19 protein-coding genes are annotated in these 19,897 nt (G+C 73.2%); all 19 read left to right on the top strand.

Annotation, left to right across the window (positions count from 1 at the left end; translation table 11 throughout):
* Positions 1-65: 65 nt before the first annotated feature.
* The 19 genes from CP982_RS00965 (at position 66) to CP982_RS00885 (ending at position 19,836) form a co-directional block, all read left to right on the top strand.
* The gene (locus CP982_RS00965; RefSeq protein ID WP_150508690.1) at positions 66-1,064 is read left to right on the top strand and encodes a 3-oxoacyl-ACP synthase III family protein; all 999 of its coding nucleotides are present in this window, start codon (positions 66-68) and stop codon (positions 1,062-1,064) included.
* Positions 1,061-1,336: an acyl carrier protein gene (locus CP982_RS00960; RefSeq protein ID WP_150508689.1), complete on the top strand. Its 276-nt coding sequence runs from the start codon at positions 1,061-1,063 to the stop codon at positions 1,334-1,336. Before CP982_RS00965 ends, CP982_RS00960 begins: the two co-directional genes overlap by 4 nt.
* A complete protein-coding gene (locus tag CP982_RS00955; protein WP_150508688.1) occupies positions 1,333-2,208 on the top strand; it encodes a hypothetical protein in 876 nt (291 codons plus the stop codon). Before CP982_RS00960 ends, CP982_RS00955 begins: the two co-directional genes overlap by 4 nt.
* Positions 2,205-3,482, top strand: a complete 1,278-nt coding sequence (locus CP982_RS00950) for an alanine racemase (RefSeq protein ID WP_150508687.1) — start codon at positions 2,205-2,207, stop codon at positions 3,480-3,482. The genes CP982_RS00955 and CP982_RS00950 overlap by 4 nt, the downstream gene beginning before the upstream one ends.
* 3 nt (positions 3,483-3,485) lie before the next feature.
* Complete coding sequence (gene acpS / locus CP982_RS42340; RefSeq protein ID WP_229879397.1) at positions 3,486-3,893, top strand: holo-ACP synthase; 408 nt, start codon at positions 3,486-3,488, stop codon at positions 3,891-3,893.
* A gap of 11 nt (positions 3,894-3,904) precedes the next feature.
* Positions 3,905-4,333, top strand: a complete 429-nt coding sequence (locus tag CP982_RS42335) for a hotdog family protein (RefSeq protein WP_229879404.1) — start codon at positions 3,905-3,907, stop codon at positions 4,331-4,333.
* On the top strand, positions 4,330-5,862 hold the full coding sequence (locus CP982_RS00940) for a class I adenylate-forming enzyme family protein (protein WP_150508686.1): 1,533 nt from the start codon (positions 4,330-4,332) through the stop codon (positions 5,860-5,862). Before CP982_RS42335 ends, CP982_RS00940 begins: the two co-directional genes overlap by 4 nt.
* Positions 5,863-6,085: 223 nt before the next feature.
* Positions 6,086-7,063 (top strand): 23S rRNA (adenine(2503)-C(2))-methyltransferase RlmN, encoded by a 978-nt coding sequence (locus CP982_RS00935; protein WP_150508685.1) that lies wholly within the window; start codon positions 6,086-6,088, stop codon positions 7,061-7,063.
* 11 nt (positions 7,064-7,074) lie between these two features.
* Positions 7,075-8,286 (top strand): amino acid--tRNA ligase-related protein, encoded by a 1,212-nt coding sequence (locus CP982_RS00930; protein WP_150508684.1) that lies wholly within the window; start codon positions 7,075-7,077, stop codon positions 8,284-8,286.
* A gap of 53 nt (positions 8,287-8,339) precedes the next feature.
* The gene (locus CP982_RS00925; RefSeq protein WP_150508683.1) at positions 8,340-10,439 is read left to right on the top strand and encodes a hypothetical protein; all 2,100 of its coding nucleotides are present in this window, start codon (positions 8,340-8,342) and stop codon (positions 10,437-10,439) included.
* 48 nt (positions 10,440-10,487) lie between these two features.
* Positions 10,488-11,777 carry an MFS transporter gene (locus CP982_RS00920; RefSeq protein ID WP_150508682.1) on the top strand — a complete coding sequence of 430 codons (1,290 nt, stop codon included), beginning with the start codon at positions 10,488-10,490 and terminating at the stop codon, positions 11,775-11,777.
* A gap of 354 nt (positions 11,778-12,131) precedes the next feature.
* Entirely contained in the window at positions 12,132-13,463 is a 1,332-nt protein-coding gene (gene aspS / locus CP982_RS00915; protein WP_150515239.1) for an aspartate--tRNA(Asn) ligase, read from the top strand.
* A 16-nt stretch (positions 13,464-13,479) separates the two neighbouring features.
* Positions 13,480-13,806 (top strand): hypothetical protein, encoded by a 327-nt coding sequence (locus tag CP982_RS00910; RefSeq protein WP_150508681.1) that lies wholly within the window; start codon positions 13,480-13,482, stop codon positions 13,804-13,806.
* 168 nt (positions 13,807-13,974) lie between these two features.
* Positions 13,975-14,130: a hypothetical protein gene (locus CP982_RS41455; protein WP_170316308.1), complete on the top strand. Its 156-nt coding sequence runs from the start codon at positions 13,975-13,977 to the stop codon at positions 14,128-14,130.
* 73 nt (positions 14,131-14,203) lie between these two features.
* Positions 14,204-15,214 (top strand): amino acid--tRNA ligase-related protein, encoded by a 1,011-nt coding sequence (locus tag CP982_RS00905; RefSeq protein WP_229879418.1) that lies wholly within the window; start codon positions 14,204-14,206, stop codon positions 15,212-15,214.
* Positions 15,211-16,245: a S66 family peptidase gene (locus tag CP982_RS00900; protein ID WP_170316307.1), complete on the top strand. Its 1,035-nt coding sequence runs from the start codon at positions 15,211-15,213 to the stop codon at positions 16,243-16,245. Before CP982_RS00905 ends, CP982_RS00900 begins: the two co-directional genes overlap by 4 nt.
* A gap of 57 nt (positions 16,246-16,302) precedes the next feature.
* Positions 16,303-17,160 (top strand): class I SAM-dependent methyltransferase, encoded by an 858-nt coding sequence (locus CP982_RS00895; protein WP_150508679.1) that lies wholly within the window; start codon positions 16,303-16,305, stop codon positions 17,158-17,160.
* A 36-nt stretch (positions 17,161-17,196) separates the two neighbouring features.
* Positions 17,197-18,894 carry an amino acid adenylation domain-containing protein gene (locus tag CP982_RS00890; protein ID WP_150508678.1) on the top strand — a complete coding sequence of 566 codons (1,698 nt, stop codon included), beginning with the start codon at positions 17,197-17,199 and terminating at the stop codon, positions 18,892-18,894.
* Positions 18,895-18,927: 33 nt separating this feature from the next.
* Positions 18,928-19,836, top strand: coding sequence for an NAD(P)/FAD-dependent oxidoreductase (locus tag CP982_RS00885; protein ID WP_150508677.1), 909 nt, complete (start codon positions 18,928-18,930; stop codon positions 19,834-19,836).
* The last annotated feature ends 61 nt before the right edge of the window (positions 19,837-19,897 follow it).

Below are 19,897 nucleotides of genomic sequence, written 5' to 3'. Positions count from 1 at the left end.
AACAGGGGAGACACCGTGACAGAACGCGCGCCGCGGCTTCGGCACCACCACTTCGGCGGTGCCGGATGAGCCCTCCGGCCCCGCCGGTCACCCTGCCGGTCACCTTGTCGGCCGTCGACGCGTACTTCCCGGACAGGGAAGTCACCGTCGACGACGTCCTGGACGACCACGGCCTGTCCGCCGCCCAGCTCCGCGTCTTCCGCCGCATCCACGGCCTGGACCGGATGCGCCTGGACCCCGACCTCCCCCTGATCGACCTGCTCCTGCCCGCGGCCCGCGACGCCCTGGCCGCCGCGGGCGGGCCCGAGCGCGTCCGCCACGTCCTCTACGCGCACGCCGTGCCCCAGGTGGCGCCCGCCGGCACCGACACCGCCCGGCTCCTGGCCGACGCGCTCGGCCTGGCGCACGCCGACGCGTTCGCCGTGGTCCACCACAACTGCGCCCAGGCGCTGGTCGCCCTGGACCTCGCCGCGGACCTGCTGCGCGCCGAGGGGACCGAGGGTGACAGCGCGCTGATCATCTCCGGGGAGCGCGTGTTCACCCCGCTGATCCAACTGGACTACGGACTCGGCCAGTTGCTCGCCGACGGCGCGGCCGCCTGCCTGCTCACCCTGGGCGGCTCCGGTGACGTGATCCGCTCCCACGCGGTGCACAGCGACCCTCGGCCGGCGGGGGAGGGGGAACAGACCGGCGAGACCGGGGTGCGTCACCTCGTCGCCACCATGCTGCGCGCGGTCGCCGACGCGGGGCTCGTCCTGGACGACATCGACCTCGTGCTCCCGCACAACGTGAACAGGACGTTCTGGCGCCAGGCCGCGAAGGCGCTCGGCATCCCCACCGACAAGGTGTTCCTGGAGAACATCCCCCGCTACAGCCACTGCTTCTCGGCCGACCCCCTCATCAACTACAAGACGCTCGACGACGGTGACCGGCTGCGGCCCGGAGGGAACTACCTGATGGCGGCGGTCGGAGTGGGTGGCAGCTACGCCGCCACCGTTCTCACCCGCCCGCCCCGGCCGCTCGCCACGGCGGGCGACCGACCATCCGAAGGCAGCCAGCCATGAATCACAGCACCGTTGTCACCGCCATCGAGGCCGGTGTGTCCGAGGCCCTGCACCAACCGGTGACCGGCCTCACCGACGACACCCGCCTCTTCGAGGACCTGCACCTCGACTCCACCACCAGCCTGGAACTCCTCATGGCCATGGAGGACGCGTTCGGCCTGCTCGTCGACCCCGAGACGCTCGACATGGACGACTTCAGGACCGTGGGCACCTTCGCCGCGTTCGTGCTCCGCGAGATCGCCGCGCGGCAGGGCCACGAGGTGCGTCCTTGACCGGCAGGGCGGCCCTGCGCGCGGCCGCCGCGGTGACCGTCGAGCGGGGCGGCGGCTGGGAGTGGGGCCCGCTGGAGCTGCTGTACCTCCAGGACCTGCACCGCCCCTACGGTGCCCAGGTCGACGAGGCGCGGCTCCGCTCCGGCGCCGGGGTCAGCCATCTGGACCTGGCCGAGCGGCTGCTCGCCGACGACACGGTCGCCGCGGCGGCCCGCGGCGCCGACCTGGTCGTCGTCGCCACCACCCTCCCCGACCTACACCCCTTCACACCGGTCTCGCCCCACCTCCAGGAGCGCCTCGGCGGCACCGGCCGCCGCTTCGCGGTCACCGAACAGGGCAGCGCGGCGCCCTTCACCGCGCTGCGGATCGCCGCCGCCGGACACCGCACGGGCCGGGCCCGCACGACGGCCGTCATGATCGCCGAGCAGAGCACCCACGCCGCGCGCGACGAGCGGCTGGCCGCGGCCACCCCGGCCGACGCGGCGGCGCTCCTCGTCCTGGGCGCGGGCGAAGGCCCGGACATCACCCGCGTCGCCGAGGTGCGGGGCTCCGGCCCCGACCCGGTCACCGACGGCCTCGCCCGCGCCGCCGACGGCGCCCACCACCCGCTGGTCGTCCTGGGACCGCACGTCGCCCCGTCCGTACGGGCGCCCGCGGGGGCCGCCGTGCACCGGGTCGAACGGGCCGCCTACGGCGTCGGCGTATGGCGGGAACTCGCGGAACACCACCGCGCGTGGTCGGCGGCGTACGACCGCGTCGTGCTCTGCGAGACCGACGCGCTCTCGCCGGAGCGCACCCACCTCCTGATGCTCGGGGGCGCGCCCCGCCCGTCCGCGGTGCCCTGTCCCGGCGGAAGCGAGGCCCACGCATGACGACCGACCCCCACGTCCGCATCCAGGGACTGCCGGTCTCCGCCATCGCGGAGGAGTTCGGCACGCCGTTCTTCGTGTACGACGCGGACACCGTACGGGCCGACTACACCAGGCTCCGGGACGGGCTGCGCCCCTCGGTGGACATCTACTACTCGCTCAAGGCCAACCCGAACGTCAGCGTCAGCGCCTGCCTCAGGGCGCTGGGCGCCGGGGCCGAGGTCTCGTCGGAGACCGAGCTGATCACCGCCCTGCGCGCGGGGTTCGCCCCCGAGGACATCATCTTCCTCGGACCGGGGAAGACACCCCGCGAGCTGGCGGCGTGCGTCCGCGCCGGCATCCGCGCCGTGGTCTGCGAGTCCCTCGGCGAGCTGCGCCTCCTCGACGGCATCGCCGCCCGGTCCGCCAGGGGCGGCCCGCTGCCCGTGATGCTCAGGATCAACCCGTCGTTCCCGTCACACGGTTCGGGCCTGGCCATGGGGGGCCGGCCGCGCCAGTTCGGCATCGACGCCGAGCTGCTGCGCGGGTCCCGCGCCGAGCTGAGGGCCCTGCGGCACCTGCGCGTCGAGGGCATCCACGCCTACGTGGGCACCCGCTTCCTCGACCCCGAGGACGTCACGCAGAACACCCGGGGCATCCTCGCCGAGGCCGCCGGCCTGGCCGAAGCCCTCCACCTCCCGCTGCGCACCGTCGACTTCGGCGGCGGCATCGGCGTCGCCTACTTCGACAACGAGAAGGACCCCGACGTCGGGCGGCTCGTCGACGGGATCAACGAGGCCGTGGACGAATTCGCCCGCGGCCACCCCGACTGCCGCTACATCCTGGAGGCCGGGCGCTACCTCACGGCCGCGTCCGGCACCTACGTGGTCCGGGTGCTCGACGTGAAGGAGTCCATGGGCGAGGCGTTCGCCGTCACCGACGGCGGCACCAACCACCACATGGCGGCCGTCGGCGTCGGCAGCTTCGTGCGCCGCAACTTCCCCCTCCGCTCCCTGGACCGGCAGGGCGAGCCCGCGGCCGGCCAGTACACCGTCACCGGGCCGTTGTGCACCCCGACCGACGTCCTGGGCAGGAAGGTCGCGCTGCCCGCCGTCCGGCCGGGCGACCTGCTCGGCGTCGGACGTTCCGGCGCCTACGGGCCCAGCGCCTCACCCGGCCGTTTCCTCAGCCACGGCTACCCCGCCGAAGTGCTCGTCCACGAAGGGCGCGCCCATCTGGTCCGCCGCCGCGACACCCCCGACGACCTGCTGTCGCCGCAGCGGCTCGTGGAGGTGTAGGCCGTGCCGCCGACCGCACCCGGGCCGGAACTCCTGGTCCGGCCCGGCGTGGACGTCCTGTGCCTCGGCGAACTGGACCGCCTCACCACTCGGCCCTGGTTCCTCCGCTACGCCTACAGCGACCGTGAACTCGGCCTCGCCGGGGCCCTCGGCCCGGCCCGCAGGCGCGAGTTCCTCGCGGCCCGCTTCGCCGCCAAGGAAGCCGTGGCCAAGGCGCTCGGCCGCGGCTTCGGCCGGGGTCTGGCACCCCGGCACATCGAGATCGACCGCCGGGACGACGGCCGCCCCGAGGTACGCCTCATCGGCCCGGCCACGGCCCACGCCGCCCGCGTCGGCGCGATCACCGTGTCGATCTCCCACAAGAACGGCGTCGCCGTCGCCGTCGCGCTCGCCCACCTACGCCCGGAGTGAGGAACACCCCCGTGCACACACCCACCGACATCACCGCCCGGATCCGCGTCCGGCTGAGCCAGGCGGACGCCCACTACGGCGGCGACCTCATCGACGGGGCGCGCGTGCTGCGGGTCTTCGGTGACCTGGCCACCGAGATAGGCATCCGCTCCTGCGGCGACGAGGGCCTGCTCGCCGAGTACTCCTCGCTGCGGTTCACCGCACCCGTGCGGCCGGGCGACTACATCGAGGCGACGGCCCGGCTGAAGCGCCGCTCCCGGCTGCGCTGTCTCATCGAGTTCGAGGCGCACAAGGTGATCGCCGCCCGCTACGACCGGGGCCCCACCACCGCCGAGGTCCTCGATCCGCCGGTCGCGGTCTGCCGGGCGGAGGCCACCCTCGTCCTGCCGTGGGCCGCCGTGGCGTCCGCCCGGACCGCGCCGACGGGAGACGCACGGTGACCTCCACGCTCCTGCACCACCTGGTCGACGCCGGGGCGCGCGCCTGGCCCGCGAAGCCCGCCCTCTCCGACAGTCGACGCCTTGTGACCCACGCCGAACTCGCGGCCTGGACACGGGAGTTGGCTGACCTTCTGTACGCCGCCGGGCTGCGGCGCGGCGACCGCATGGTCATCGCCCTGCCCACCGGGGTGCTCGTACCGGCTCTCGCCTTCGCCGCGTCCCGGCTCGGCGCGGCCTTCTCCATCGTCCACGAACAGGTCCGGGGCGTCCCCCTCGACCACGTACTGGACGACTGCCACCCCGCCCTGGTGGTCTCCGACGACCCCACGGCGCTGCACGCCGCCAGGGAACGGGGCCTGGGCGCCATCGCCCCGGAGACGCTGGAGGACGCGGGCCCGACCGGCCCCGGACCCGACGGGACGCGGCGTCCCGCACCGGCACCAGACCGGACCGAGCCGCTGGCCGTCGACGCCCTGTGCCTCATCTACACCTCCGGCACGACCTCGGCGCCCAAGGCTGTCGTCAGCACGCACGCCCAGGCCCTCTTCGCGCTCGACGCCATCCAGTCCGTCCTGCGCTACCGGCCGGACGACACCGTGTACTGCCCCCTGCCGCCCTCCTTCGACTACGGCCTCTACCAGGTGTTCCTCGGAGTCCTCTCGGGCGCCCACGTCCGGCTCGGCGATGCCGCCGACTCCGGTCCCGCCCTGCTGAGACGGCTCCTGGAGTGCGAGGCCACGGTGCTGCCCCTGGTGCCCTCGCTCGGCGACACCCTCGCCTGGCTCCTCGGCCGCGCCTCCGGCCGGCGCCCACCGCTGCGGCTGCTCACCAACACCGGTGCGGCCCTGTCCGCCGCCACCTTGGCCCGGCTGCGCGAGACCCTGCCCGCGGCACGCATCCATCTGATGTTCGGCCTGACCGAGTGCAAGCGCGCCACCATCATGCCCGCCGACGGTGACCTCGAACGCCCCGGCTCCTGTGGACTGCCCCTGCCCGGCACCGAGGTCGTCGCCCTGGACGAGGACGGCGGCGAACTGCCGCCGGGCTCCGTCGGCGAGCTGGCCGTGCGCGGCCCGAACGTCATGGCCGGGTACTGGCGCCGGCCCGAACTCACCGCCCGGCGCTTCCCCCGCCGCCACGGCCTCTTCCCCGAACTGCGCACCGGCGACTACGGCTGGACCGACCCCGACGGCTACGTGTACTTCGACGGGCGCCGCGACGACCTCTACAAACAGCGCGGGTTCCGCGTCAGCGCCACGGAGGTGGAGGCGGCCGCCCGGCGGGTGCCAGGGGTCGCGGGAGCCGCCGTGCTTCCGCCCGCCGACGGCCACGCCGCCGAACTCGTCGTGGTCACGGCCCTGGAGCCGCCGGAGGTCATCGGCCTGCTGCGGGAGCAGATCGAGCCGGCGAAGATCCCGCCGCGTTGCACCGTGGTCGCGGACCTCCCTCTGAACGGCAACGGCAAGGTCGACCGCCGGGCCCTCGCCGACCGGATCGGCCGCCGGACGGACCCGGCCGACGCCAACTGACGGCGTACCCCCGACATTTGCCGACCGCGCGGACACATCATGCCAAGGCCGGCTCAGTCCGCGGGAGGCCCCTGTTCCCCACCCGCCCCCGACGGCACAGTGGAAGGCGGAGCCCGGGCAGCGGCCCGCTCGGCGAAACGCCCCTCCGGCTCTCTCCCCGCCGTGCCCCCGGACACCCGTGCCGGTGAAGCGGCGCGCACACCAACGGAAGGAAAGCACCACCATGCAGACCACCCTGTCCCCGCAGGCCGACCCCGGCTCCGGGACCCCCCTGGTCGTGCCCGCCCGCCGGGCGACCAGCGGCGACGGCAGCATCAAGACGGTGTGGCGCCTCCCCGACGGCAACCAGGTGGAGAGCCTCTCCTTCACGCTGGGCGACGCGGATTCGCACGCCACCCCCGACGGCCGCGTGGCCACCCCGGTGCAGGAGTCACGGGGCCACGTCGTCTGCGTGTCGAGCCAGGCCGGCTGCAACGTGGCCTGCACCTTCTGCGCCACAGGGCTCATGCCGATGCGGCGGAACCTGACGGCCGAGGAGATCGTGGACCAGGTGCGCCAGACCCGGCTCCTGGAGGAGCGGGACGTACCGTCACGGGTCATCTTCGCGGGCATGGGCGAGCCGCTGCTCAACCTCGACGAAGTGCTGCGCGCGGTGTCCCTGCTGGAGACGGAGCCCGGCGTCGCGCACATCTCGGTGTCGACCATGGGCGTCCTGCCCGCCCTCGACCGGCTGGCCGAAGAGGCACCGTCCGTCGACCTGTTCCTGTCCCTGCACGCCACGACGGACGAGGTGCGCGACCGCCTCGTCCCGCTGAACAAGGCCAACCCCATCACGGACATCTTGCGCTCGGCGGAGAACTTCGCCCGCACCCACGGCCGCGTCACCGATGTCAGCTACCTGCTGTTCAACGGCGTCAACGACAGCGACGCGGACGCCGACCGGCTCGTCGAACTCCTGGACCCGCGCTACTTCCGCGTCCAGCTGCTGCTGTGGAACGAGGTCCCCGGCCTGCCGTTCAGCCGCGTCGAGGAGGACGTCATCCTGCGCTTCCGCGAGCGCCTGCTCGCCGGCGGCCTGCCCACCTACATCATGCCCAGCAAGGCCCAGGACATCGACGGCGGCTGCGGCCAGATGCTCACCGAGGCGGCCAAGGAACACCGCGTCGCCCGCTCCCACAAGGCCATGCTTCCCCTCGTCTGAGGAGCCCCTCCATGTCCCCGACCAGCCTCACCGGCCGGCTCTTCGCGATCAGACCCCTGGGCAAGCGGCTGGCCTTCGCCGAACTGCGCTGCCCGGACCGGACGTACCTCTGTGTGTTCCCCGGCCGCCCCGACGTCACGGAGGAGAGCGTCGTCCGCGTCACCGGCACGCTCCGGCCGGCCGAGAGGTCACGCAAGTTCGCCGAGGAGATCCACGTCGACGGCTTCGACGTGCTCGCGGCGAACACGGTCGGCACCTCGGCCCGGATGCGGCACCTCCCGTACAGCAGGGACATCCTCGCCGAACAGCACGTCCACATGCGACTGCCGGAGGTTCGCGACCGGCTCCTGAAGAAGTGGACGGCGATCAAGTCCGTCCGCGACCTGATGGAGGAGGAGCGGTACGTCGAGGTCCAGTCGCCCCGGATCGTCGGCAGCATGGCGGACGGCCCGACCTTGAAGTTCAAGGTGGACTTCTTCGGCCGCGAGGCCTACCTGACGCTGAGCAACCTGCTGTACCACACCGCCTTCGTGGCGGGCGACTTCACGTCGGTCTTCGAGATCTCCCCGCTCTTCCGCGCCGACATCAACCACAGCTCCCAGCACCTGAGCGAGTTCCTCATCCTGGAGGTGACCGCGGCCCACCGGGGAAGGGACGACATGATCGGCCTGTCGAACCGGATCGTCCGCCGGGTCTGCGAGCACACCGGCGCGCCGCTGCCCGAGGGCGACCTGGACGACATCCCCGTCGTCACCTACCAGGACGTGCTCGCCATCACGGAGAAGGACGAAGACTGCCAGGACCTGCGGCCGGGGCACCGGATCAAGCGGTACCACGCGCGGTCCGTCTCCCGGTACCTGGGCCGCACCCTGTTCTGGGTCGTCGACATGCCCGCCCGCCACAAGGCGTTCTTCTCCTCCACCCGCCACGAGCCGCTCGCCGGAGCCGAAGTGGCCAACGACTTCCGGCTCTACTGGGACGAGGTCGACATCATCGACGGCGGCGAGCGGGTCACCTCCCCGCGGCGCCTGCTGGAGCGGATGGTGGAGCAGAACCTCGACCCGGAGCACTTCGCCTACTACGTCCACGTCCTCAGGAGCGGACTGCCGCCCCTCACCGGCTTCGGCATGGGCATCGACCGGCTCATGGCCAAGTGCCTGGGCCTGGGCAACACGCGCCAGCTGGTCCCGTTCCCCCGGTTCATCGACCACCTCGAACCGTAGTCGCCCCGCGCGTTCGAGCCCCTGCCCGCGAGTCCCGCACGGAAGGAACAGTCATGCAAGCCCAGGCCCAGGAGGCACCCCGCGTCGCGGGCCGCACGCTCGTCCCGGTCGACGACCTGGAGACCTACCTCCGCTACGCCCGCGAGGCCGGGCGGCCGGGCGCCGCGCTGCCCGTCATCGCCGGGCACTGGGAGCGGCTGCGGACCACGCTGGCCACCCTGCCGACGGTGTCCGAGGTCTCCCGGAAGCCTTGGCACGGCGCCGTGTTCGTCCAGGACGACGCGTCCGGTGCCGAGGACGCGGCGTACGCGGCGGTCGGCGAACTCCTCGCGGAGGTCACCGGGCGCCCGCTGCTGCGCGGCGGCTTCGAGGCCGCGCTCGCGCACAGCCTCCGGGAGCCGGCGACCCTGGTGGCGGGGGTCGCGGCCGTCACCCCCGAGCAGTTCGCCTCGCTCCCGCACGACGCGCGACTCGGGCTCTTCGTGACCCGGAGCGCCGCCGCGGCCTCCGCCCTCGCCGTGCGCACCGTCCTGCACGGCCCGGCCGCCGCGGCCGACTGGGACGACCTGTCCTTCGACGCGGTGACCGTCGACGCGCCCACGCCCCGGCGGCTCGTGGGCGTGGCCGCGACCCCGGTCACGCTGCGGGAGGCGATCGGCCCGGGCGTGGCGATGCTGGCGGGCCGCAGCCACGCGCGGGACTGCGTGATGCACCTCAACGGCGGCGGGATCTGCGGGCGCGCGGAGCCCGACCCGCAGATGCCCCTGCCGCTGTCGGCCGCCGACGCCTTCCGCGGGCACCCGACGTCCTGCCAGCAGGGTGCGGGCTGCTGGCGCGCCGACGTGGAGGTCGAGCAGCACGTGCGCGCGGCCGAGGTGCGGGCCGCGTTCGCCGTCCTGGACGGTTGCCGTCTGGCCGTCGCGGGGGAGGGCCCGGTCATGGCCGACGTGTCCGTGCCGCTGTCCATGCTCGAAGGCACCGCGGTCGCCGTCGCCACCGGCACCGGCATCCGCAAGGGCGCGGGGCACGCGGGCCAGCTCTTCCAGGGCCTGATGCGCGGCGGCCTGCCGCTCGGGCGGGCACTGGCCGAGGTCAACGGCGTCATCGAGGCCGAACCGGACGCGATGGGCCGCCTTGTGCTCTTCGGCGACGCGGGCCTCGCCCCCGTCCCGGACGGCACGCTCGCCACGGTGGCCTGCCCGCCGGGACCGGGCGGCGCGTACCTGGCGGCCGGGCCCGCGGCCGTCCTGGTCGAGGGCGGGCCGGTCCTCGCTGACGACGCCGCGGGACCGGTGACCCTGGCCCGCCTCGACGGGGTGTCGAGCTGGGCGCTCACGGGCGCGGCGGGCCGCGGCGCGGGGCGCGTCCTTCCGGTACGGGCCGACATCGACCGCCGGTGGGCGCGGCGCGTCTCGCCCTGGCTCGACCGGCTGCGCGGCCTTCAAGACGTCGGTGTGCAGGGGGATTTCACCGCGCTCGACGAGGTCCGCCGTACGGCCGCGCAGGCACTGCACGCTCGTGCCACGGCCACCCGCGCCGCCGAGGCGCTGGCCGCGCTCGACGCCTTCGACCAGGCGGTGCGCGACCTCACCGCGTTCCAGTCCCGGCTCGTGCGGGCCGAGACCGACTGGATCGCCGGGAACTTCTCCAGCTACGTGGACGGCTGGCGCCGCCCCTGGCTGGTCCGGGCGGACGACGAACCGCGGGACTGCCCGCAGTGCGGCAGCCGGACCGTGACCGCCCACCTGGTGCGGCCATCGGCCGGAGCGGCCGGGGAGCTGCTCTACCTCATCTGCGCGCGCTGCGGCGAAGTCGCCGCGGGCAGCCCGGAGACCGGCGTCGGCATCGAGGTGCTGCTGCCGTCCGAGGTGCCGCGCGGAACGGACTTCGCGCTCGGCGTCGCCCTGTCGGCGCCCGCCGACCGGCCCGTCACGGTCGCGGTGGGGGCCGCCGTCTCGAACGAGCCCCTGGTGCACTGCCGGCTCCACGCCCACGCGGAGGTCGAACTGCGGGCGGGGGAGCGGAAGGTCGTCGAGTTCACCGGCCGCAGTGACGCCGTGAAGACGCGGCCCGACCAGCATCCGCTCAAGGTCGTGGTCGCCGCCGACGGCGCGGTGCGCTGCCTGACCAGGGGCCTGTGGCTGCGCGCTTGAGGAGTCCGGGCCCACGGGCCCGGGACACAGAGGGGATCACGGATACACATGTCGCTGCTGACCGACGTACGGAAGCTGCCGGGGCCCTGCCGCGGGCTCTTGCTGCTCAGCCTGGTGAACAACCTCGGGACCGGCCTGGTCATGCCGTTCCTCGTCGTCTACGTCCACGAGGTGCGGGGCCTTGACGTCACCGTCGCGACCACCGCGCTCGCGTGCTTCTCCGGCGCCGCCGTACTGGGCGCCCCCTTGGCGGGCTGGCTGGCGGACCGCAGCGGCGCACGGCCCGTGGCCGCCCTGGCGATGCTGGTCCAGGCGGTCGGGTTCGCCGGTTACGCGTGTGCCACCGACGCCGTCGGCTTCGCCGCCACCGCGTCCGCCGCGGGCCTGGGCGTGGGCGGCCTCGCCGCCTGGTACACGCTCCTCGCGGAGGCCGCTCCCGAGGGCATGACCTCCGTCGTCTTCGGCCTCAGCTACAGCGTCGGGAACGCGGCGATGGGGCTCGGCGGCCTCGCCGCGGCTGCCGTCGTCTCGGTGACCCGGCCCGTCTCCTTCCAGGTCCTGTACGTCGCCGACGCCGCGACCTGCCTCCTGGTGGCCGTCCTGCTGCTCCGGGTCCGCGCCCCGGCGCGGGAGGCGCCCGCCCCCGGCGGGACCGGGCGGGCTCCTGCGACGGCCTCGTACGCCGTGGTCTACCGCAGTGCCGGGTTCATGGCTGTGCTGCTCGTCGGCGGGCTGCTCCTCGCCTCCAGCTTCGCGCAGCTGGAGTCGGGCCTGCCCGCCTACCTCACCCAGGAAGCGGGCGTCACGCCACGGCAGTTGGGGCTGGTCTTCGCCCTCGACACCGCCGCGATCATCGTGTCCCAGTTCCTCCTGCACGACCTGCTCAAACGGGCCCGGCCCAGCCCGCTGATCGCCTGCGCGGGCGGACTGTGGGCCGTCTCCTGGGCGCTGGTAGCCCTGGCGGCGCGGCTCGACGGTGACCTGGCGCGGCTCGCGTCGATCGGGGTGGCCGTCGTCGTCTTCGGCACCGCCTCCACGTGCTTCGTGGCGGGGATGCCGACACTCGTGAACCAGCTGGCGCCGCCGGGGGCACGCGGGCGCTACAACGCCGCCTGGAGCATGGCCAAGTCGCTCGGCTTCATGGCCGGCCCGCTCACCGCGGGCGCCTTCCTCGACCGGGGCCTCGGCACCGCGTACCTCGTCGGCCTCGCCGTGATCTGCGCGGTGACCGCCCTCGCCCACGCCGCGTCCGGCCTGTGGCTCCGTACGGGTCCCCGCGCATTTTCCGAAAGGGACCGCGCACCCCGCGTCACGGAGGAACCGACGCGCTCCGTGTGAACGGAGTTTGAATTCTCCGACCCCGACCAGGCGTCGTGCAGAAGGCTGTTGAGGCCGTCGAAACGCGCGTGTAGGGTGAGGACAAAGCGATGACGGAGACGAGTAGTCACCGGACAAGGGTGAGAGCGAGAGAGCCGCCGGCAGCTGAGAAGGCGGACTCACCCCCGGGCGGCGAAGACCCTCCCGAGCGCGGGGAGAAAAGGTGTTTCCACCCAATGCCTCGCCGGACGGCCCCCGTTATCGGGCCCATCGAGGCCGATTCCTTTTTGGTGTCGGCGAAAGTGTGGTGGCACCGCGAGTTCCCTTATCGCCCACACTCCCAAGGGATCAGCATTCACTCACCAGGGGTTGATGATGATCTCCCAGCAGACGACGGGCCCCGTCCCGGGCCGTGTCCTCGCCGCGGACCTCTCCCGGCACGCCGGACATGACGTGGTCCTCGAGGGCTGGCTGCACCGCAAGCGCGCCCTGAAATCCGTGGTCTTCCTGGTCCTGCGGGACCGCTCCGGACTCTCCCAGGTGGTGCTCACCGACCCGTCCGCCATGGCCGGGGCCGACGGCCTCACCGAGGAGACGGTCCTGCGGGTCCGCGGCACCGTGACCGAGAACCCGCAGGCACCCGGCGGCTGCGAAGTGACCTCCCCCGAGGTCACCGCCCTGTCGGGGCCCGCCGCGGCCCCGCCCTTCGACCTCTACCGGCCCGCGGTGCCCGCCACCTTGCCGACCGTCCTGGACCACGCCCCGGTGGCCCTTCGCCACCCGCGCCTGCGCGCCCCGCACGCCATCGCCGCCGCCTCGGTCGCGGGCTTCCGTTCGGCCCTCGACACCCGCGGCTTCACCGAGATCCACACGCCGAAGGTGGTGGCATCCGCCACGGAGTCGGGCGCCAACGTCTTCGCCATCGACTGGTTCGGGAGCGACGCCTACCTGGCCCAGTCCCCGCAGTTCTTCAAGCAGGCCATGGTCGGCGTGTTCGAGCGGGTCTACGAGACCGGGCCGGTCTTCCGCGCCGAACCCCACGACACCGCGCGCCACCTCGCCCAGTACACATCCCTCGACGTGGAACTGGGCTTCGTCAGCGACCACCGCGAGGTCATGGCGGTCCTTCGGGACGTCCTCGCCGCGATGGCCGATTCGGTCACGCGGCGCGCCGCCGAGGAGTGCGCCCTGCTCGACGTCGACGTCCCGCGCGTGCCGGAGCGCATACCGGAGATCCACTTCGCCGACGCCCAGGAGCTGATCGCGCGGCACACCGACAAGGACCCGCGTGGCGAACCCGACCTCGCGCCCGCGCACGAACGCTTCCTGTCCGCGTGGGCGCTGCGCGAGCACGGCAGCGAGTTCCTGTTCGTGACCGGCTACCCGATGGCCAAGCGGCCCTTCTACACCCACCCCGAGCCGGGGCGCGAGGAGTACTCGAACAGCTTCGACCTGCTCTTCCGCGGCCTCGAACTCGTCACCGGCGGACAGCGGCTGCACCGTTACGAGGACTACCTCGACGCCCTTCAGCGGCGCGGCGAGTCGCCCGAGCCGTACGCCGGCTATCTGGCCGCCTTCCGCCACGGCATGCCCCCGCACGGTGGCTTCGCCCTCGGCCTCGAACGCTGGACCGCCCGCCTGACCGGCGCGGACAACATCCGCCGCACCACGCTCTTCCCGCGCGACCTGCACCGACTGACCCCCTGAACCGGGGCCCCGCCGTATGTACCTCGTCCACGCCCGCCTGGGGCCGGCCCGGGACACCGGTCTGCCATCGGACGCGGCGGCGCTGGTGCGCCGGTGTGCCCAGCCCCGGGACGGCGTGGAGTTCGTCGTGGCCCACCCCGAGGTGCGGGGTGGGCCCGTCTTCGGCATTTTCCTCCTCGCTCCGTCCCTGGAACTCGCCGAGAGTTCCGCCGAACGCGTCTGCCTGCGCGCCCTGTCCCGCTACCCGGCCTTCCGCGGATTCGCCCTGCTCTCGTGCGCCGTCGCCATGCCGAGGGCCTATTTCGAGAAGCTCTTCGAGGAATCGGGCGAGCCGCCGGGCTAGTGCCGCGCACAAGGCGTGGACGCATCAGGTCACGACCGAATCAGTCCGACGGAAAAACCTTTTCCCGATGCCTTGGTGCGGGCACAGTGGGGCGGGCAGGAAGACGTCCCGGGAATTCCAGGGAGTCTTCGCCGCTCTCGATCCCCTGACCTGAACGGGAATTGACACATGCCTGTCGTGAAGAGAATTCAGACCGCCCTCGCCGCGTGCGCCTGCACTGCGCTCGCCGCCCTCCTGTTCGCGGCGTCCACCGCCGAATCCGGCGAACTCACTTCCCGGACCATTGTGACGGCGGCCGCCGCCGACGTGACGTGGGGCAGCTGACCGGAACACCGCCCCCTGGGCATGCGCGCATCGGCATTCGAGAAGAGAGTCAGGAGACAAACCCGTGCCCGTCATGGAGAAGTTCTCGCACGGTGGATGGCGTCCCGCGACGGACAGATTCATCAAGATCATGGACGACCCGTTCTACCGCACCCTCATCGACCTCCAGGACCTGCTGACCGTCCGCACCGCGTCCTTCTGGCACCAGCGGCAGGTGAAGGCGCTCCACCTGCCCATCACCACCGGCAGCGTGTCCAGCCCGATGGGTCTGGGGAGCGACTCGTCGCCGGTGGCCGTCGACCTCTTCGGCCAGCACACCTACCTGGCCGACTCCATGCAGTTCATGCTGGAGTACGGCTGCCGCTTCAACCCGCGCGGCGCCTGGTACCTCATGCCGAGCTTCCGGGGCGAGGACGCGGACGAGACGCACCTCAACCAGTTCTTCCACAGCGAGGCCGAGATCGAGGGCGGCCTGGACGACGTCGTCGCGGTCGTCGAGGACTATCTGAGGACCCTGGCCCGGGCCGTCCTGGACGCACTCGGCGACGAGGTCGCCGCCCAGGCCGGCGGCACCGGCCACCTGGCCCACATGACGGATCTCACCACCTTCCCCCGCATGACCCTCGACGAGGCGATCCGCCACCTCGGCCCCGACCCCCTCGCGGTCGAAGTGGCCGACGGCTGGCGCACGTTGACGCGGCACGGCGAGCGACGCCTGATGGCCGAGGTCAGCCCGGTCCTGTGGGTCACCCACTTCGATCACCTCTCGGTGCCCTTCTACCAGGGCTACGGCGACCCCGACCGGCGCACCTCGCTCAGCGCCGACCTGCTGTTCGGCGTCGGCGAGGTGGTCGGCGCCGGCGAACGGCACACCACAGGTGAGCAGGTGCGCACCGCACTGGCCCAGCACGGCGTCGCGGAGGCCGACTACCAGTGGTACGTCGACATGAAGGACGCCCGCCCCATGCGCACCGCCGGCTTCGGCCTCGGCGTGGAGCGCTGGCTCCTGTGGGTCCTCAACCGCTGGGACATCCGCGAACTGCAACTCGCCCCGCGCCTCAACGGCGTGGCCATCGCACCGTGACGGGCCCCCTCCTGACGCCTTTGCCGCTGCGGCCGGGGGACCGCGTCGCCGTGGTGAGCCCCTCCTGGGGTGGCGCCGGCCTCTTCCCCCGCCGCTTCGAACGCGCGCTGACCGCGCTGCGGACGGCCACCGGGCTCGTCCCCGTCGTGATGCCGCACGCACGCGAAAGCCTGGACTGGCGTTCGGCGACCGCCGAGGACCGCGCGGCCGACCTGACGGCGGCGTTCACCGACCCCGCGATCCGGGGCGTGATCTGCGCGATCGGCGGCGACCACGCGGCCCAGGTGCTGCCGCTGCTCGACCTCGACGCCCTGCGGGCGGACCCGAAACCACTGATCGGGTACTCGGACATCACCGTCCTCAACCACGCGCTGTACGCGGCGGGCCTCAGCAGCTTCTACGGACCCGCGCTGCTGCCCCAGTTCGGCGAGTACCCCGCCCCCGACCCGTACACGGTGGAGCACTTCCGCCGCGTGGTGATGGGCGACGGCGCCGGCCCGGCGGGCCCGGTGCCCGCCTCCGGCGACATGGTCGAGGAGTACCTGGACTGGGGGGCCGAGGAGACGCGGCCCCGCGAGCGCCGGCCGGCGCCGCCGCGCCTCCTCCTGCGGCCGGGCACGGGCGGCGGACCGCTGCTCGCCGGATGCCTGCCCAGCGCGCTCCAGCTCCTGGGCACCCCCTGGCAGCCCGACTACCGGGGACACGTACTCGTGCTCGACGTGCCGGACGGCGGCTACGGCGTGGCCGACGCCGACCGCGACCTGACCCAGCTGCGCAACGCGGGCCTGCTCGCGCGGCTCGGCGGACTGGCCATCGGTCGGCTGCGGCTGTCCTCCGAGGAGGAGGACCGCAGGGTGCACGAGGTCGTGCTGCGCGCCGTCCGCGACTACGACTACCCGGTCCTCGCCAACATCGAATGCGGGCACACCGACCCGATGGCGACCCTGCCCCTGGGAGCCGACTGCGTCCTGTCGGGCACGCGGCTCCTACTGCGCCCGCCCGTCACCGCCCCACCGGCCCCCGGAGCCTGAACAGCCCCGTCCCGGGCCCTTCACCCGCCCCCCTCCGAGATCGAAAGCTGTGTACTGATGACTGACGGCCCTGTCGCGACCCTGGACGAGATCCGCTCGTACTTCAACGGAAAGGCCGACGCCTACGACGACGTCGACGCCCAGCCGTACTGGGTGCTCTCCGACGAGCTGCTGTGGTCCGCGCTCACGGAGTACGTCCTGCCCCGGCTGCCCGAGGACTTCCGCTTCCTCGACGCGGGCGGCGGCACCGGACGCTGGTCCCACCGCTTCGCCACGGCCCGCCCCGACGCCACCGGCGTGCTGTACGACCTCACGCCCGCCATGTTCGGCCACGCGCGCGCCAAGGCCGAGCGGTACGGCTACGCCGACCGCCTGGCCTGCCGGGAGGGCGACCTGGGCCGCGTGGGCGAGGAGCTGGCCGGGGAGGGCTTCGACCTCATCTTCAACTTCCACAACGTCCTCGGCTTCGTGGACTCCCCGACCGACGTCATCAAGCAGCTCGCCGGTCTGCTCAACCCGGGCGGGCTTCTGGTGTCCTTCGTCCCGAGCCGCTGGCACGCCGCGTGGTTCAACCTCACCCTCGGGCAGACCGCCGAGGCCGGGCGCAACCTCGAAGGACGGGGGCGCTTCACCGACACCATGCCGGACATGCACCTGTTCACCCCCGAGCAGCTGCGGGCCATGAACGAGGACGCGGGCCTGCGGGTCGACCTCACCACCGGCTTCCCCGTGCTGCTCTACCCCGGCTACCAGGAGACCCAGATCAGCGGTTCGACCCGGTCGCTCGCCGAACTCCTCGGCGACCGCGCCGCCTTCGACGAGGTGTTCGCCCTGGAGCGGGGCCTGCTCGGCACCGCCGACGCGGTGGGACGCGGCAACAACCTCTTCGTCCTGGCCTCGCGACCCGCCCGCTGACCCGCCGTGCCCGGGAAGCGGAGCGAAGGAGGACCCATGAGCAACTGGCCGCCCCCACACCCCCCTGCCGTGACCGAGTGGAACGACACCGCCCGCGGCTATCCGCGCCACGAGACCCTGGTGGACCTGCTGGACCGCGCGGCCGCCGCCCACCGCGACCTCCCGGCCGTCCGCACCACCGCGGGCACCGCCCTCACCCACGGGCAACTCGCCCTGGAAAGCGTTGAGTTGGCCGTGGCCCTGCACGGCACCGGGGTCGAGCCCCGCACCCCCGTCGCGGTGCTCATGGACCACCTCCCGGAGACGGTCCTCGCCCTCCACGCCGTGGTCCGCGCGGGCGCCCACTACGTGCCGCTCGACCCCCGCTGGCCGGCGGCCCGCGTCGCGCGGATCGTCCGCTCGCTCGGCGTGCGACACCTCATCGCGTCCGACTCCCTCCGGGACGAGGCGTACGAGATCACCGGGCAGGCCGGGGACGTCACCTCGCTCCTGCTCCTGTCCGCCGCGGCCGACGGCTCCCCGGCCCCGTCCGCGCGGTGGCTGACCCGCCCCGCCGACGGCGAGGAGGGCGAGCGCATCTGGAGCGCCCACCACCTCCCGCGGGGCCCGGCAGCGCTCACCCCGCCCGCGGCGGACGACCTCGCGTACGTCATCTTCACTTCGGGCTCGACCGGCGACCCCAAGGGCGTCGCGGTGCGCCACCGCAGCGTGGTGAACCTGGTCGACTGGTTCAACCGCCGCAACGGCGTGGGGCCCCACGACGTGCTCCTCCAGGTCGCCGCGTTCAGTTTCGACCTCTCCGTGTACGACGTCTTCGGGGTGCCCGCCGCCGGCGGCAGCCTGCTCCTGCTCCCCGCCGCCGAACTCGCCGACCCGTACGCCGTCAGCGACGCGCTCCTCGACCACGGCGTGACCCTGTGGAACTCCGCTCCGGCCGCGTTCACGCTGGTCCTGCTCTTCGCCGCGGAGTCCGACCGGGGCGACCGCGGCAAGCTGCGCCGCGTCTTCCTGAGCGGTGACTGGGTGCCCCTCGACACGGCACCGGCGCTGAAGCGCGAGTTCCCCGGCGCCGTGCTCGTGGCGCTCGGCGGCGCCACGGAGGCGTGCGTCTGGTCGAACGACTTCGTCGTGGACCGCGTCGACCCCGCCTGGAGCAGCATCCCCTACGGCCACCCCATGCAGAACTCCCGCTACTACGTACTCGGGCCCGACCTGACCCCCTGCCACGTGGGCGAGGCGGGCGAGCTGTTCATCGCGGGGGACTGCGTCACCGCGGGCTACGTCAACGACCCGGCCCTGACCGAGGCCCGCTTCCTGCCCGACCCGTGGGCGGCCGGGGCGGACGAGCGGATGTACCGCACCGGCGACCGGGCCCGGTGGACCGAGGCCGGCTGGGTGGAGTTCCTCGGGCGGCTCGACTCGCAGGTCAAGGTGCGCGGCTTCCGCGTCGAGCTGGGCGAGGTGGAGCAGGCCGCGAGGCGCCTGCCGGGCGTGGACGAGGCCGTCGCGGTGACCTGTGGCGACCCCCGGGACCCGGCCCTCGCCCTTGCCTTGCGCATGGCCGCGCCCGAGAGCGGCAGGGACATCCTGCGGCTCCTCGCCGACGAACTGCCTGAGTACATGCTGCCGGGCAAGATCCACGCGGCGACGGCGCTGCCCGTGGGCCCGACCGGGAAGGTCGACCGCAAGTCGCTCGCCCGGCTCTTCGAACGGGCCCCCGCGCCGCAGCCCTGACCCGCCCCGACCCCTACCCTTCTGGAGGAAGCCATGCCCCATCAGGACGCCCCGTACGACGTGCTCGTGGCGGGCGCCGGAGCCGCCGGACTCTCCGCCGCGGTCATGCTCGGACGGCAGAAGCGGCGCGTCCTCGTCGTGTCGCGCAAGGACCGGCGGAACTCACCCGCCGACCGGGTCAACAACATCCCCTACGCGCACGGCACCTCGCCCGCGGAGCTGTACCGCAAGATGGAGGCCGACGCGGCCGCGTACGGCGTCGAGTTCGTCTGGGACGAAGCCGTCGCCGCCCGTGCCACGCAGGAGTCGGTGACCGTCGACACCAAGGCCTCCGGGTCGCACACGGCCGGACGGCTGCTGCTCGCCACCGGCCCCGTCACCGAACTGCCCCCGTGGCTCCCCGAAGGCCAGTGGGGCAAAACGGTCTTCGACTGCCCCTACTGCCACACCCTCGAACACGACGGTGCCGACTTCGTGGCCGTGGGCACCGGGGAGGAGACCCTCCAACACGCCCTGCTCTGCCGCCAGTACGCGGGCCGGCTCACCGCCGTGGTGTCCGACCCGGCCGCCGCGGGCCACCCGCTCGCCGAGCGCCTGACGGCGGTCGGCGGGGAACTGATCGTCGGCACGGTGCGCACCGCCGACCGGCTGCCGACCGGTGAGCTGTTGCTCGTCACCGACGCGGGCCAGGAGGTCACCGCGGGTGCCGTGGTCCTCGACACCGCGATCCAGCGGCCCAACCAGACCTTGCCGCTCGCACTGGGACTTGAGTTGAACCCGCACGGGTTCCCGCGGACCACCCTGTTCGGCCAGACCTCGCACCCCCGCGTCTACAACACGGGAAAGAGCAACCCCTCTTCGCCGTACTTCGCGTGGACGGGGGCGGCGGCCAGCGGCCTCAACGCGGCACGAAAGATCTCCGAGGACCTGGCCTTCGGCTGAAGCCGAGCTTCCCTTTCCCTGCCGCACCCCTCTTCCTGCTGCGCCCCTCTCCCTCCCGACC

The sequence above is a fragment of the Streptomyces spectabilis genome, assembly GCF_008704795.1.
GTDB lineage: Bacteria > Actinomycetota > Actinomycetes > Streptomycetales > Streptomycetaceae > Streptomyces > Streptomyces spectabilis.
This window is presented reverse-complemented; position numbering and strand designations above follow the sequence as displayed.